This window comes from Streptomyces pseudovenezuelae (assembly GCF_001513955.1).
GTDB classification, from domain to species: domain Bacteria; phylum Actinomycetota; class Actinomycetes; order Streptomycetales; family Streptomycetaceae; genus Streptomyces; species Streptomyces pseudovenezuelae.
On sequence record NZ_KQ948144.1, the window covers coordinates 887,541 to 902,197 of the forward strand.

General features: G+C 71.4%; 15 protein-coding genes. 5 read left to right on the forward strand and 10 right to left on the reverse strand.

Annotated elements, in window-relative coordinates:
- The first annotated feature begins 35 nt into the window (after window positions 1-35).
- Window positions 36-2,483, forward strand: a complete 2,448-nt coding sequence (locus AQI94_RS03810) for a beta-glucosidase (RefSeq protein WP_031055993.1) — start codon at window positions 36-38, stop codon at window positions 2,481-2,483.
- Between the two features lie 73 nt (window positions 2,484-2,556).
- On the opposite strand, the gene AQI94_RS03815 is transcribed toward AQI94_RS03810, so the two are convergent.
- Window positions 2,557-3,528, reverse strand: a complete 972-nt coding sequence (locus AQI94_RS03815; protein ID WP_031055979.1) for an aldose epimerase family protein — start codon at window positions 3,526-3,528, stop codon at window positions 2,557-2,559.
- A 10-nt stretch (window positions 3,529-3,538) separates the two neighbouring features.
- Window positions 3,539-4,423: an SGNH/GDSL hydrolase family protein gene (locus AQI94_RS03820; RefSeq protein ID WP_031055976.1), complete on the reverse strand. Its 885-nt coding sequence runs from the start codon at window positions 4,421-4,423 to the stop codon at window positions 3,539-3,541.
- Window positions 4,424-4,673: 250 nt separating this feature from the next.
- Here AQI94_RS03820 and AQI94_RS03825 point away from each other — a divergent pair, with 250 nt between their 5' ends.
- A complete protein-coding gene (locus AQI94_RS03825; RefSeq protein ID WP_031055972.1) occupies window positions 4,674-5,168 on the forward strand; it encodes a DUF3145 domain-containing protein in 495 nt (164 codons plus the stop codon).
- A 57-nt stretch (window positions 5,169-5,225) separates the two neighbouring features.
- On the opposite strand, the gene fabF is transcribed toward AQI94_RS03825, so the two are convergent.
- From fabF to AQI94_RS03850, 5 genes are all read right to left on the reverse strand, one after another.
- Window positions 5,226-6,506 carry a beta-ketoacyl-ACP synthase II gene (fabF, locus tag AQI94_RS03830; RefSeq protein ID WP_031055970.1) on the reverse strand — a complete coding sequence of 427 codons (1,281 nt, stop codon included), beginning with the start codon at window positions 6,504-6,506 and terminating at the stop codon, window positions 5,226-5,228.
- 101 nt (window positions 6,507-6,607) lie between these two features.
- Window positions 6,608-6,856: an acyl carrier protein gene (locus tag AQI94_RS03835; protein ID WP_007381745.1), complete on the reverse strand. Its 249-nt coding sequence runs from the start codon at window positions 6,854-6,856 to the stop codon at window positions 6,608-6,610.
- A gap of 78 nt (window positions 6,857-6,934) precedes the next feature.
- Window positions 6,935-7,930, reverse strand: a complete 996-nt coding sequence (locus tag AQI94_RS03840) for a ketoacyl-ACP synthase III (RefSeq protein ID WP_020116119.1) — start codon at window positions 7,928-7,930, stop codon at window positions 6,935-6,937.
- A gap of 16 nt (window positions 7,931-7,946) precedes the next feature.
- Window positions 7,947-8,870, reverse strand: coding sequence for an ACP S-malonyltransferase (locus tag AQI94_RS03845; protein ID WP_031055967.1), 924 nt, complete (start codon window positions 8,868-8,870; stop codon window positions 7,947-7,949).
- Window positions 8,871-8,959: 89 nt separating this feature from the next.
- Entirely contained in the window at window positions 8,960-10,165 is a 1,206-nt protein-coding gene (locus AQI94_RS03850) for a PucR family transcriptional regulator (protein WP_031055964.1), read from the reverse strand.
- A gap of 92 nt (window positions 10,166-10,257) precedes the next feature.
- Here AQI94_RS03850 and AQI94_RS03855 point away from each other — a divergent pair, with 92 nt between their 5' ends.
- Window positions 10,258-10,911: a pirin family protein gene (locus AQI94_RS03855; RefSeq protein WP_031055961.1), complete on the forward strand. Its 654-nt coding sequence runs from the start codon at window positions 10,258-10,260 to the stop codon at window positions 10,909-10,911.
- Here AQI94_RS03855 and AQI94_RS03860 read toward each other — a convergent pair.
- Window positions 10,908-11,723, reverse strand: a complete 816-nt coding sequence (locus AQI94_RS03860) for a serine hydrolase domain-containing protein (protein WP_031055957.1) — start codon at window positions 11,721-11,723, stop codon at window positions 10,908-10,910. The two genes, AQI94_RS03855 and AQI94_RS03860, sit on opposite strands and share 4 nt — an antisense overlap.
- Before the next feature lie 19 nt (window positions 11,724-11,742).
- Window positions 11,743-12,213 carry a GNAT family N-acetyltransferase gene (locus AQI94_RS03865; RefSeq protein ID WP_031055955.1) on the reverse strand — a complete coding sequence of 157 codons (471 nt, stop codon included), beginning with the start codon at window positions 12,211-12,213 and terminating at the stop codon, window positions 11,743-11,745.
- 97 nt (window positions 12,214-12,310) lie between these two features.
- On the opposite strand from AQI94_RS03865, the gene AQI94_RS03870 reads away from it, so the two are divergent.
- The gene (locus AQI94_RS03870) at window positions 12,311-12,775 is read left to right on the forward strand and encodes a MerR family transcriptional regulator (protein ID WP_031055952.1); all 465 of its coding nucleotides are present in this window, start codon (window positions 12,311-12,313) and stop codon (window positions 12,773-12,775) included.
- On the forward strand, window positions 12,772-13,788 hold the full coding sequence (locus tag AQI94_RS03875; protein ID WP_031055950.1) for an aldo/keto reductase: 1,017 nt from the start codon (window positions 12,772-12,774) through the stop codon (window positions 13,786-13,788). Before AQI94_RS03870 ends, AQI94_RS03875 begins: the two co-directional genes overlap by 4 nt.
- 1 nt (window position 13,789) lies before the next feature.
- Here AQI94_RS03875 and AQI94_RS03880 read toward each other — a convergent pair whose 3' ends face one another.
- Window positions 13,790-14,638: a DUF4429 domain-containing protein gene (locus AQI94_RS03880; protein ID WP_031055948.1), complete on the reverse strand. Its 849-nt coding sequence runs from the start codon at window positions 14,636-14,638 to the stop codon at window positions 13,790-13,792.
- Window positions 14,639-14,657: the final 19 nt, after the last annotated feature.

Here is a 14,657-nt window from a genome sequence, read left to right on the forward strand (position 1 = left end):
GAGGACCGCACGGACGTCAACGAGGAGGCACCGCCATGGCGGCACCCGAGGGACCCGAGGGCACCACCCCCGCCGACCAGGCCCGTGAGGCGGCCGTCGAGAGGGCGCTCGCCGCGCTCGGTCTCGACGCCAAGGCGGCGCTCCTGGCAGGCCAGGACATGTGGACCCTGCCCGCGCTCCCCGAGATCGGTCTGGCCTCCCTCGTCATGTCCGACGGCCCGATCGGCGTCCGGGGCGTGCGCTGGAGCGCCGACGACCCGTCGATCGCCCTGCCCTCCCCGACCGCGCTCGCCGCCGCCTGGGACCCCGAACTCGCCCATAGGGCAGGAGTGCTGCTCGCCCAGGAGGCCCGCCGCAAGGGCGTCCACGTCCTGCTCGCCCCCACCGTCAACCTCCACCGCTCCCCGCTCGGCGGCCGGCACTTCGAGGCCTACAGCGAGGACCCGTACCTGACCGGGCGGATCGGCGCCGGGTACGTCACCGGCGTACAGGAGGGCGGTGTCGGCACCACCGTCAAGCACTTCGTCGCCAACGACGCCGAGACCGACCGCTTCACGGTGAACAACCTGGTCTCCGCACGCGCCCTGCGCGAGCTGTACCTGGCGCCCTTCGAGCACATCGTCGAGAACGCCCACCCGTGGGGCATCATGACCGCCTACAACACGGTCAACGGCACGACGATGACCGAGCACCACCATCTGGTCAACGAGGTCCTGCGCGGCGAATGGGGCTTCGACGGCTACAACGTCTCCGACTGGATGGCCGCCCGCTCCACCAAGGCCGCCATCGAGGGCGGCCTCGACGTCGCCATGCCCGGCCCGACGACCGTCTTCGGCGAAGCCCTCGCCCGGGCGGTGCGGGACGGCGAGGTCGAGGAGAGCGCGGTCGACACGGCCGTGCGCCATGTGCTGCGGCTCGCCGCCCGCGTCGGCATCCTGGACGGCGCCGAACCCGTCGTCACCGAACTCCCGGACGCCGTCGACGGCATCGAGCTGGCCCGTGAGATCGCCCGCCGCGCCTTCGTACTGGTCCGCAACCAGGGGGCGTTGCCGCTGAAGCCGGGCACGGTCGCCCTCATCGGCGCCGCCGCCCGGGACGCCCGGGTCCTCGGCGGCGGCTCCGCCACCGTCTTCCCGGACCATGTCGTCTCCCCGCTCGACGGCCTCACCGCCGCCCTCCCCGAGGGCTCGCTGAGCTACTGCGTCGGCGCCGACCCGAACACCGAACTCGCCGTCGCCGACAAGGGATTCCGCCTCAGGGCGGTCTGCCGGGACACGGCGGGCGACATCATCGGGACCGCGGTGGCCCCCAACGGCCAGATCCAGTGGATGGGCGCGGACCTCCCCGAGGGCGTCACCCACGAGCGGCTGCACACCGTCGAGCTGACCGGCACCTTCACCCCGCGCGAGAGCGGCGAACACACCTTCGGCATCAAGGGACTCGGCGCCTTCAGGCTGGTCGTCGACGGCGCGACGTACTTCGACGACGTCCAGCGCACCGACGAGGACGACCCCTTCGTCACCTTCTTCGGCGCCCCCGAGCCCCGCGCCCGGGTCGAACTGACCGCGGGCGAGCCGGTCGAGGTCTCCCTGACGTACGTCGTCGTCCTCCCCGAGGACGCCCCGATGAAGATCGTCGCGTTCTCCCTCGCCCACCAGGACCCGCGGCGCGACCCCGACGAACTGATCGCCGAGGCCGTCGAGGCGGCGCGCACGGCCGACACGGCCGTCGTCGTGGTCGCCACCACCGAGCGCGTCGAGTCCGAGGGCTACGACCGCCGGGACCTGACCCTGCCCGGCCGGCAGGACGAACTGGTCCGCGCGGTCGCCGCCGCCAACCCGAACACCGTCGTGGTCGTCAACTCCGGCTCCCCGGTGGAGCTGCCCTGGCGCGAGGACGTCGCCGCCGTCCTGCTCGGCTGGTTCCCCGGCCAGGAAGGCGGGGCGGCCCTCGCCGACGTCCTGACCGGAGACCACGAGCCCGGCGGCCGCCTCCCCACCACCTGGGGCACCCTGGCCGACGCCCCGGTCACCCGGGTCACTCCGCAGGGCGGTGAACTCCCTTACGAGGAGGGCGTGTTCATCGGGTACGCGGCCTGGGAGAAGGAGGGCCGCACCCCGGCCTACCCTTTCGGCCACGGCCTCGGCTACACCGACTGGACCTATGAGTCCGTCGAGGTCCGCGGCACCGCCGTCCGGGTCCGGCTGCGGAACTCCGGGGCCCGGGCGGGCCGCGAGGTCGTCCAGGTCTACCTGGCGCCCGCCGAGCCGGACGCCGAGCGCCCGGCCCGTCGGCTCGCCGGATTCGCGGGGGCCGAGGCCGGCCCGGGCGAGAGCGTCGAGGTCACCGTGGAGATCCCGCGCCGGGCCTTCGAGATCTGGGACGAGAAGACCTCATCGTGGGCGTATGTGAAGGGTTCGTACGAAATCCAGGTGGGTCGCTCGATCGGGGACCGCAGGCTCACCGAGACGATTAACGTCTGATCACAGGGGGCAGACCCCTCGTACAAGCAGCCCCGGCCCGGGACCTGACCCCTGGGCCGGGGCTCGTTCGTGCTCAGCGCGTACCGAAGCCGTACACCGTCTGCGACCGGTACACCTCGCCCGGCCGCAGCACCGTGCTCGGGAACTCCGGGCGGTTGGGGGAGTCGGGGAAGTGCTGGGTCTCCAGCGCGACGCCGTCGCCGGGCGCGAAGGGCTCGGGCAGATGGTCCGCGGTGTACAGCTGGAGCCCCGGCTCGGTGGTCGCCACCGTCAGCACCCGTCCGGACCCGGGGTCGTACAACTCGGCGACCTCGACGGCCTGTTCGGTGACCCCCTTGTCGAGCACGAAGTTGTGGTCGTAGCCAGAGCCGATCTTGCGCGTCTGCCGGAAGTCGAACCGGGTGCCCGCGACCTCCTCGACGCCCGTCGGGATCAGGTCCGCGTCGACCGGGGTGAACCGCGAGGCGTCGATCCGCAGTTCGTGCCCGCCCGCGTTCCCGGAACCGGCCAGGTTGAAGTAGCTGTGGTTGGTCAGGTTCACGACGGTCGCGGCGTCGGTGACCGCCTCGTAGGAGATCCGCAGCGCCCCCGACTCGTCCAGGCTGTACGTCCCCGAGACCTCCAGGCGCCCCGGGAAGCCCTCCTCGCCGTGCGGGCTGACCCGGCTCAGTCGCACCCCGTGCGCACCGGCCGCCTCCATGTCCCACACCCGCTTGTCGAATCCGTTCTCGCCGCCGTGCAGGGAGTTGGGCGCGTTGTTGGGCGCGAGCGCGTAGGTCACCCCGTCCAGATCGAAGCGGCCGCCCGCGATCCGGTTCGCGTACCGCCCCACGAAGGCGCCGAGATACGGGCCGGAGTGCTCCAGATACCCCTCAAGACCGGCGAAGCCCAGCACCACGTCCGTCGTGCGGCCGCCCCGGTCCGGGACCTCGACCGACTGCACGATCCCGCCGTACGACAGAATCCGCACCCGGACGCCCGCACGCTCCAGAGTCCAGCGGTGGACCGGTGTGCCGTCCGAAAGTGTGGCGAAGAGTTCGTTCATGTGCGGAACTTTAGGACACGGACCTGACCTTGCGGTATGCGATCTCCGCCAGCCGCGCCTGTCCGTTCACGCTCGGATGGAACCAGTCCCAGTGGCTGAGCTGGTCGGTGCCGAACCGGTAGTCGTACACCGCGCCCCCGTCGTACCGGCACCGCTCGTCCTCGGCGCACACCTGCCTCAGCACGGTGTTGTAGGCCTCCACCCGCTCCTGCACGGTGTCCCGCCGCTCGGTCGCCGCCGCGTCCAGCGCGTCCGCGTCGGCCAGCATCGACGGGCACACGCCCAGCTTCCACACCTGCTTTCCCAGCGGATTGGTACGGCCCTGGGACCACAGCCGCTTGAGGTTCGGCACGCTCGCCACGTACACCTGCGCCTTGGGCGCCTGCTTGCGCAGCACGCCGAGCGCGTCCTCGAAGCCGGCGCGGAAGTCGGACACCGAGGTCATCGCCGCCGTGGAGTCCCGGCAGGCGTCGTTGGCGCCCACCATCACGGTGACCAGGGCCGGCGCGCGCGAGGCGGCCTGTGCCATCTGGGTGGGCAGATCGGCCATCCGCGACCCGGACACCGCGTAGTTCCAGCTGCGCTCGGCGGCCTTCGCCCGCCCCAGCAGCCGTACGGCGAGAGAGTCGACCTGGGTGCTGGCGCCGGTGGCCCAGGACACGTCGGGGCAGTCCTTCAGCACCCCGCACGCGTCGAAGCCACGGGTGATGGAGTCGCCGACGGCGGCGATCGAGGCCGGGCTGCCGTCCCACGCCGGACTCGGCTTCGGCGAGGGCTTGGGCTTCTGCGTCGGTCCCGCCGAGTCGCCGCCCACGGCGTCGCAGCCGGCGACACCCACAAGAGCCGCCGCCAGGACGGCGACGACGGCCCGCGAGCGGTGGCCCTGCTTCCGCATCCGTGGAGTTCCCCTCGTGAAATGGTGGTCCTCTCATAACAACGCACGAGAGTTCCCGGTGCGCCCGAGGGAACGATCGGCACCCGTACTAGCGTCCTGCCGGGTGAATGGCGGGCGTTTCGGGGCACCGGGACCGACGGTACGTCACACTCCTTGCGCCGCCGCACGGTAGCCTCGCCATCAACGTGGCTGCCCGCCATCGCCGCCATGCCAGCCAGCAAGACTTGTCCCGCTCTGCCCGGAGGTCCCGGTGACGACACGTGGAGTTCTGTACGTGCACTCCGCGCCGCGCGCGCTGTGCCCGCACGTCGAGTGGGCCGTCGCCGGGGTGCTCGGCACGCGCGTCAACCTCGACTGGATCCGGCAGCCGGCCGCGCCGGGCACCTGGCGCTCGGAGTTCTCCTGGAAGGGCGAGGTGGGCACGGCGTCCAAGCTCGCCTCCGCCCTCAGAGGCTGGCACCTGCTGCGCTTCGAGGTCACGGCCGAGCCCTGCGCCACCGCCGAGGGCGAGCGCTACAGCTGCACGCCGGAGCTCGGCATCTTCCACGCCGTCACCGGCATCCACGGCGACATCCTGATCCCGGAGGACCGCCTGCGCGCGGCCCTGACCCGCTCCCAGCGCGGGGAGACGGACCTGGAAGCGGAGCTGGCCAAGCTCCTCGGCAAGCCCTGGGACGACGAGTTGGAGCCCTTCCGGTACGCCGGCGAGGGCGCCCCGGTCCGCTGGCTGCACCAGGTGGTGTAGGTCTTCTGTACACGTGAAGGGCCCCCACCGCTCGGTGGGGGCCCTTCACGCGCGTTCTCAGACGGTACGGAACGCCAGGACGACGTTGTGCCCGCCGAACCCGAACGAGTCGTTCAGCGCGGCGATACGGCCCTCCACGGGCAGCTTGCGCGCCTCGCCGCGGACGACGTCGGCGTTGGCCTCCGCCTCCGGGTCGAGGTTCTCGACGTTGATGGTCGGCGGAGCCACCCGGTGGTACAGGGCGAGGACGGTGGCGACCGTCTCCACGCCGCCCGCGCCACCGAGCAGGTGACCGGTCATCGACTTGGTGGCGGACACGGCCATGTGGTCGGCGTCGTCGCCGAACACCTTGCGCAGCGCCTTGAGCTCGGCGATGTCACCGGCCGGGGTCGACGTGGCGTGCGCGTTGACGTGCACGATCTCCGCCGGGTTCAGGTCGGTGCGGTCCAGCAGGTTCTGCAGCGCGTGCGAGATGCCGCGGCCCTCGGGCTCCGGCTGCACGATGTCGTGGGCGTCGGCGGAGATGCCCTGTCCGACCGCCTCGGCGTACACCCGCGCACCGCGCTTGGCGGCGTGCTCGGCGGACTCCAGGACGACGACACCGGCACCCTCGCCGAGGACGAATCCGTCCCGGGCGACGTCGTAGGGACGCGAGGCGCCCTCGGGGTTCTCGTTGTTCTTGGACATCGCCATCATGTTGCCGAACGCGGCGATGGGCAGCGGGTGGATCGCCGCCTCCGTGCCACCGGCGACGACGACGTCGGCGCGGCCGGTACGGATCATCTCGATGGCGTAGCCGATGGCCTCGGCGCCCGACGCGCAGGCGGAGACCGGGGTGTGCACACCCGCGCGGGCCCCGACGAGCAGACCCACGTTGGCGGACGGGCTGTTGGGCATCAGCATCGGCACGGTGTGCGGGGAGACGCGGCGGACGCCCTTCTCCTTGAGCACGTCGTACTGGTCGAGCAGGGTCGTGACACCGCCGATGCCGGAGGCGATGACGGCGCCGAGACGGTCGGGGTCGACCTCGCCGACCGAACCGTCCTCACCGGCCTTGCCCTCGAAACCGGCGTCGGCCCACGCTTCCTTGGCCGCGATCAGCGCGAACTGCGCCGAGCGGTCCAGACGGCGGGCCTGCGGCCGGGGAATGACCTCGGTCGGTTCCACCGCGATCTGCGCGGCGATACGGACCGCCTGCTCGGCGGCCCACTCCTGCTCCAGGGGCTTGACGCCGGACTTGCCGGCGACCAGACCCTCCCAGGTAGAGGCTGCGTCGCCACCCAGCGGTGTGGTTGCGCCGATACCGGTGACGACCACGGTGCGATTGGTCGGGCTCACGGGAAATCTTTCTCCAACGGTACGAGGATTAAGCGGCGCCACCGCCGGGTGGCGGGGCCGGCACGTCCGGCCTGGAGGGCTCCGTGAGGAGCCCGGGTGACTCAGGCCTGGTGCTTGAGGATGTAGTCGGTGGCGTCGCCGACCGTCTTGAGGTTCTTGACGTCGTCGTCCGGGATCTTGACGTCGAAGCGCTCTTCGGCGGCGACGACGACCTCGACCATGGACAGCGAGTCGACGTCCAGGTCGTCGGTGAAGGACTTGTCCAGCTGGACGTCCTCAACCGGGATGCCGGCGATCTCGTTCACGATGTCGGCGAGACCGGCGACGATCTCTTCCTGAGTGGCGGCCATGGTGGCGCTCCTTCGTTTTCTTATCCAGAGGGTTGGCAGTGCTTCCCGTCCCGGACCGGGTGGTCCGGCACGGAGTGCCTAGGGGAGGGTAACGACAGTGGCGGCGTAGACGAGACCCGCCCCGAATCCGATGACGAGCGCGGTGTCGCCGCTCTTCGCCTCACCGGTCGCCAGGAGCCGCTCCATAGCGAGCGGGATCGAGGCGGCCGAGGTGTTGCCGGTGGTGCGCACGTCACGCGCGACCGTGACGTGCTCCGGCAGCTTCAGCGTCTTCACCATCGAGTCGATGATCCGCTCGTTGGCCTGGTGGGGAATGAAGACGTCCAGGTCGCTCGGGCTGATCCCGGCCGCGTCCAGCGCCTGCTGGGCGACCTTCGCCATCTCGAACACGGCCCAGCGGAACACCGCCTGGCCCTCCTGCGTGATCGCGGGGAACTTGCCCGTGGAGTCGTACTCGGTCCACGCCACGGTCTGCTTGATCGTCTCGGACTTGTCACCCTCGGAGCCCCAGACGGTGGGGCCGATCGCGGGTTCCGCGGACGGACCGACGACGACCGCGCCGGCACCGTCGCCGAACAGGAAGGCCGTGGCCCGGTCCTCCAGGTCGGTGAGGTCGGACAGCCGCTCCACGCCGATGACGAGGACGTACTCCGCCGAGCCCTCGACGATCATGCCCTTGGCGAGGGTGAGGCCGTAGCCGAAGCCCGCGCAGCCCGCCGAGATGTCGAAGGCGGCGGCCTTGTTCGTGCCCAGCTTGTCCGCGATCTCCGTCGCCACGGCCGGGGTCTGCTTGAAGTGCGAGACGGTCGAGACGATCACGCCGCCGATCTGCTCGGCGGAGATCCCGGCGTCGGCGATCGCCTTGCCGGACGCCTCGATCGACATCGCGGCGACGGTCTCCTCGGCGTTGGCCCAGTGCCGGGTCTGGATGCCGGAGCGCGAGCGGATCCACTCGTCGGACGAGTCGATCGTCTCGAGGATCACCTCGTTCGGCACGACCCGGGTCGGGCGGTAGCCGCCGACCCCGAGGATGCGCGCGTACGGGGCGCCCTTGCTGGGCTTGATCTTCGACATGCTCTCGTGCTCCTTCTCAGGCACTGTGCTCGGCGATGAGCTCGCGAGCAGCGTCGAGGTCGTCGGGGGTCTTGAGCGCCAGCGTCTTCACACCGGGCAGCGCGCGCTTGGCGAGGCCGACCAGTGTGCCGCCGGGGGAGACCTCGATGAACGCGGTGGCGCCGAGCTCCTTGAAGGTCTCCATGCACCGGTCCCAGCGGACCGGGTTGGCGACCTGGCCGACCAGCCGCTCCAGCACCTCGGCGCCGGTGGCGACGGTCCGTCCGTCCTTGTTCGAGACGTACGTGAGCGTCGGATCGGCCGGCGTCAGGTCGGCGGCGGCCTTGGCCAGCGCGTCGACCGCGGGGGCCATGTGGTGCGTGTGGAAGGCGCCGGCGACCTTCAGCGGGACGACCTTGCGGACGCCCTCGGGCTTGTCCTCGTTCAGGACGGCGAGCTGCTCCAGCGTGCCCGCGGCGACGATCTGCCCGGCGCCGTTGACGTTCGCCGGGGTCAGACCCAGCTTCTCCAGGTGCGCCACGGAGATCTCGGGGTCGCCGCCGAGCAGCGCCGACATACCGGTCTCGGTGATCGCGGCGGCGTCGGCCATCGCCAGACCCCGCTTGCGGACGAGGGTGAGGGCGGCGGAGTCGTCCAGCACGCCCGCGAAGGCCGCGGCGGTGATCTCACCGACGCTGTGCCCGGCGACGGCGCCCGGGGCGATGGCGGCCATGTCACCGAGTGCCGAGGCGGACAGGATCCCGGCCGCGACCAGCAGCGGCTGCGCCACGGAGGTGTCGCGGATGGCGTCCGCGTCGGCCTGTGTGCCGTAGTGGGCAAGGTCCAGTCCGATGGCGTCGGACCACGTGGCGACGCGGTCCGCGGCACCGGGGAGTTCGAGCCAGGGGGTCAGGAAGCCGGGCGTCTGGGCGCCCTGGCCGGGAGCGACGAGTACGAGCACTCTCACACTCTCTCTTGAGGGCGGCCCAAGCCGCCCGTGGGGACAGGGACGAAGAACACGAGGGGGTTTTGTGGGCCCCCGACAAAAGCCTAGGGCTGGAGATCTCCGTCGGCCAGACGCCCCAGGATGAGCGCGATCCGCAAGGTGAACGCCGAACGTACATCGGAGGGTGACCAGCCGGTGACGTCAGTCACACGTCGAAGCCGGTAGCGCACGGTGTTGGGATGCACGAACAGCATCCGGGCCGCGCCCTCCAGACTGGACGCCTGTTCGAGGTAGACCGAGAGGGTCTCCAGGAGAGCGGAACCGGCCTCCTCCAGCGGTCTGTAGATCTCCTCCACCAACTGCTCACGCGCACGGGGATCACCGGCCATCGCGCGTTCCGGAAGCAGGTCGTCCGCCAGCACCGGGCGCGGGGCGTCCTGCCAGGCGGAACACGCCTTGAGCCCGGCGGCGGCCGCCTGCGCGGACCGGGTCGCGGCGAGCAGATCGGGTACCACGGGCCCGGCGACCACCGGCCCGGCCGCATAGGGCCCGATCAGCGACTTGGCCACGGCGAGCGGGTTGTCGCTGCCGCCCGCGATCACCACGAGCCGGGCCCCGAGCACCCCGGTCAGCACCTGGAGCTTGGCGTGTCGGGCGGCCCGCCGGATGGCCTCGACCGTCAACTCCGAGTCACCGTCGGGAGCGGTGCCGAGGACCACGCACACATGCTCGGGGGCGTTCCACCCGAGCGCCGCGGCCCTGCTCACGGCACCCTCGTCGGCCTCCCCGCTGAGCACCGCGTTCACCACGAGCGACTCCAGCCGGGCGTCCCAGGCACCGCGTGCCTCGGCGGCCTGGGCGTAGACCTGCGCGGTGGCGAAGGCGATCTCACGGGCGTACACCAGCAGGGCCTCACGCAGCACGGACTCGTCACCGGGGGCCGCGACCTCGTCGATCGCGCTCTCCATGACCTCGATGGTGGTGCGCACCATCTCCACGGTCTGCCGCAGCGTGATGGCCCGGGTCAGCTCACGCGGAGCGGTCCCGAACACGTCGGTGGAGATGGCCTGCGGGGCGTCCGGACGCCGGAACCACTCGGTGAAGGCCGCGATACCGGCCTGGGCGACCAGCCCGATCCAGGAACGGTTCTCCGGGGGCATCGCCCGGTACCACGGCAGCGTCTCGTCCATGCGCGCGATGGCCTGCTGGGCGAGGGACCCGGACGACTTCTCCAGCCGCTTCAGGGTCGCGGCATGAGCGTGGCTGCCGCGTGCGGCGGGGTCGGACTTGCTGTGTTCGGGTTCGGGCACGGGGACAAGACTGCCTTATCCGGACGTCAGTGCGCGCCGCCGGGTACCGACTGAGGCCCCACCGGCGGCCCGCCCGGCACTACCGTGGTCCCGTGACGGACGTACGGCGCGCCGCGGAGCGCTACCCAGGCGGGGACCCCGGGACCGGGATCGAGTCGTGGCACGCCTTCTCCTTCGGGCCGCACTACGACCCCGACAACCTCCGGTTCGGCGCGCTGATCGCCTGCAACGAGGAGCGGCTCCTGCCCGGGGCCGGGTTCGACGAACATCCGCACAGTCACACCGAGATCGTGACGTGGGTGGTCGAGGGGGAGCTGACGCACCGGGACTCCACCGGGCACGAGACCGTCGTACGGCCCGGTGACGTGCAGCGGCTGAGCGCCGCCGCGGGCGTCCGGCACATCGAGCGCAACGACGCCGAGACCCCGCTGACCTTCGTGCAGACCTGGCTGGCGCCCCTGGAGCCCGGCGGCGAGCCGTCGTACGAGATCGTCCGCGGGATCGCCGACTCGACGCCGTACGCCGTCCCGGAGGCGGCCGCGATGCTCCATGTGCGCCGGCTCGGCGCGGGGGAGCGGACGGCGGTGCCGGACGGGCGCCACCTGTACGTCCATGTCGTGCGCGGTGAAGTGCGGCTGGACGGCGAGGAGTTGGGCACCGGTGACGCGGCCCGGGTCACCGACGCCAAGGAGCTGGATCTGGTGGCGGTGACGCCGGCCGAACTGCTGGTGTGGGAGATGTCCTAGAGCTCGGCCAGGACGGCGTCGGTGAACGCCGGCCACGCCTCGACCGCCCAGGGCCCGAACGCGCGGTCCGTCAGCGCCACGCAGGCCGCCCGCGCGTCCGGGTCGATCCACACGAACGTGCCGGACTGGCCGAAGTGCCCGAACGTGCGAGGGGACGAGGAACTCCCCGTCCAGTGCGGGGACTTGCCGTCGCGGATCTCGAAGCCGAGGCCCCAGTCGTTGGGGTTCTGGTGGCCGTAGCCGGGCAGCACGCCCTTCGTGCCCGGGTACTGGACCGTCATCGCCTCCGCGACCGTGCGCGGATCCAGCAGCCTCGGTGCCTGCGCCTCCGCCGCGAACCGGAGCAGGTCCTCGACCGTCGACACGCCGTCCTTCGCGGGGGAGCCCTCCAGGGACGTCGACGTCATGCCCAGCGGCTCCAGGACCGCCTGCCGCAGATACTCCGCGAAGGGGATGTCCGTCGCCTTGGCGACATGGTCGCCGAGCTGCTCGAAGCCCGCGTTCGAGTACAGCCGCCGCTCTCCGGGAGCGGCCGTCACCCGGTGCTCGTCGAAGGCCAGCCCCGAGGTGTGCGCGAGCAGGTGCCGCACCGTCGATCCGCTCGGCCCGGCCGGCTCGTCGAGCTCGATCGCCCCCTCCTCGTACGCGACGAGGACGGCGTACGCGGCGAGCGGCTTGGTGACCGAGGCCAGCGGGAAGCGCCGGTCCAGGGGGCCGTGGGTGCCGAGGACCGTGCCGTCGGCGCGCACCACCCCCGCCGCAGCGGTGGGAACCGGCCAGTTTTCGATCAACGCGAGGCTCTGCAAGGACATGCCGTCGAGCGTAAGCCGCTCACAGCCTCAGAATCATCGTGGGGTCCGGCTTGGGGACGAAGCCGAGCGAGACGTAGAGCGGTTCGGCCTCCGGGGACGCGGTCAGCATGACCTGCCCGGCGCCCCGCTCGCGGAACCACGCCAGCAGCTCGTCCATGCACGCGCGCGCGTAGCCGCGCCGACGCGCCCCGGGATCGGTGGCGACGCTGAAGACGTATCCGGCCAGGCCGTGCGGATTGCCCGCCTTGCCGATCCGGTAGTCGACCGTCCCGGCCACCAGCGCGGCGAGCGCCCCCGGCCGGTCCGGGTGGTCGACGACGAAGGCCGCGAAGTCCCCGTCCGCCTCGCCCAGCTTCCCGCGCAGCGACGGCAGCGCCTCCGTGTGCCACGCTGTGGAGGCATCCCCGCCGGGCAGGGCGTCGATCATCACCTGGCGCAGACGCAGCACTTCCCCGGCGTCCTCGGTCGTGGCACGGCGTACGAGACTCATGGCCCGCACGCTAGCGACCGCACCTGTGGCGCGTCCTGCCGATTTCTTACCGGTTCTGCTTGCTTGGAGTGCACTCCAAGGCCATAGCGTGGTGGTCATGACGGTGATGGAGACCACGAGTACCAGGACCGACAGCTGCGCCGCCCCGCCGAACGCTCACCGGCGCCCCAACGGCCAGGACAGCTACACGATCAGCGAGGTCGTCGCCTTCACCGGCCTGACCGCGCACACCCTGCGCTGGTACGAGCGCATCGGCCTGATGCCGCACATCGACCGCTCGCACACCGGCCAGCGCCGCTACAGCAACCGTGACCTCGACTGGCTCGACCTCGTCGGCAAGCTCCGGCTCACCGGCATGCCGGTCGCCGACATGGTGCGGTACGCGGAACTGGTGCGGGAGGGCGACCACACGTTCACCGAACGGTTCGAGCTCCTGGAGACGACCCGCCGGGACGTCCTGTCCCGGATCGCGGAACTCCAGGACACGCTCGCCGTTCTCGACCGGAAGATCAGCTTCTACGCCGAAGCCGGTCGCGCCTACGAATCGGAGAAGGCCGGATGACGGACAGCACGATCCCCACCGCACAGCTCGGCGCCCACGGCCCCGCGGTCGGCGTCCAGGGACTCGGGTGCATGGGCATGAGCTTCGCCTACGGCCCCACGGACGCGGAGGCGTCCCGGGCCACCCTGGAGCGGGCCCTGGAACTCGGCATCACGCTCTACGACACGGCGGACGCCTACGGCCAGGGGGAGAACGAGAAGTTCCTGTCCCCGTTCTTCAAGGCCCACCGCGACGAGGTCGTGATCGCCACGAAGTTCGCCCTGGCGATACCCCCGGACGACCCGACCCGGCGGATCATCCGCAACGACCCGCCGTACATCCGCCAGGCGGTCGAGGCGAGCCTGAAGCGCCTGGACGTCGACGCGATCGACCTCTACTACATGCACCGGCGCGATGTGAACGTGCCGATCGAGGAGTCCGTCGGCACCATGGCCGAGCTGGTGCGCGAGGGCAAGGTCAAGCACCTGGGCCTGAGCGAGGTCACCGCGACGGAACTGCGCGCGGCCCAGGACATCCACCCCATCGCCGCCGTGCAGTCGGAGTGGTCCCTGTTCAGCCGGGACATCGAGGCCCAGGTGGTCCCGGCCGCCCGCGAACTGGGCGTGGCCCTCGTCCCGTACTCCCCGCTCGGTCGCGGCTTCCTCACCGGCTCCTTCACCAACGCCGACAAGGACCTCACCGCCGACGACTTCCGCCGCCAGCAGCCCCGCTTCACGGGCGACAACGCCGCCGCGAACGCGGCCCTGCTGGAGCCGGTCCGCACGGTCGCCGAGGCCCACGGGGTCTCCCTGGGCCAGATCGCGCTGGCCTGGGTCCAGCAGCAGACCACGGTCCACGACCTGCCGGTGATCCCGATCCCGGGCACACGCAAGCCCGGCAGGGTGGAGGAGAACGCGGCGGCGACGGGCATCGAGCTCACGAAGGAGGAGCTGGAGCTGCTGGAGCCGATCGCGGGCCAGGTGGCCGGAGACCGGTACGCGGACATGCGGTTCTCGTCCGCAGGACGCGAGTGAGCTAGAGCTCCGCCAGCAACTCCGCCTTCTTCACGGAGAACTCCTCGTCGGTGACCAGACCGGCCTGGTGCAGCTCCCCGAGATGGCGAATCCGCTCGGCGATGTCGGCGGGGTCCCGGCGTGGCGCGGTCACGGCCGGGACCGCGGCGGCGGGCCCCCGTTGCCGTACGGCGGCCAGGACCGCCGCCGCGAACGGCAACGACTCGTGGACCGGCCCGTACCCGAGCCCGAACACCACGGCTGCCGGGTCCTGGTCCGCCTGCACCGGCCCCGGCTCCCCGCGGAGCAGCCGCAGGTGCCCCTCGAAGACCTCCGGCGACCGCCACTCGACACCCGTCAGCTCGGACACCGGGAAACTCTGGTCGCCGGCCTTCCACTTCGCCGAGGACGCTCCCGTCCAGAACCAGCGGAAGTGCACGGTACGGCCGTCGAAGGACGCCTTGCCGTCGTACGCCTTGAACTGCAACGGCACCTCGGGCGCGGGCACCAGGAAACGGTCCGCCGGCTCGTCGTCCTCCTTCAGCAGCGCGCGCAGCTCGTCCGTGTAGTACTCGGCGAGCGTCTCCTTGTCGGCCGGCAGCACCAGCCGGTACGGATCGCACCCTTCCTTCAGCTGCCCCGCCGCCGCCTCCATGAGCGGATCCGCCCCGGGCCGCGGCTCGGCGTGCAGCACCACCGTGCCCCGCTTGCCGGGAGTCAGCGTCACCCCGGAGATCGCCTCCAGCGGGATCCGTCGTTCCCCCAGCGCCTGGAAGAGCTTCGGTGTGCGAATCCCCCGTTCGTAGCGGATGAGCACGGAGTCGGAGTCGAACTCCCAGGCGGCATGAAATCCGGCCAGTACGTCACCCATGCGGGTCATCGTATTCGGC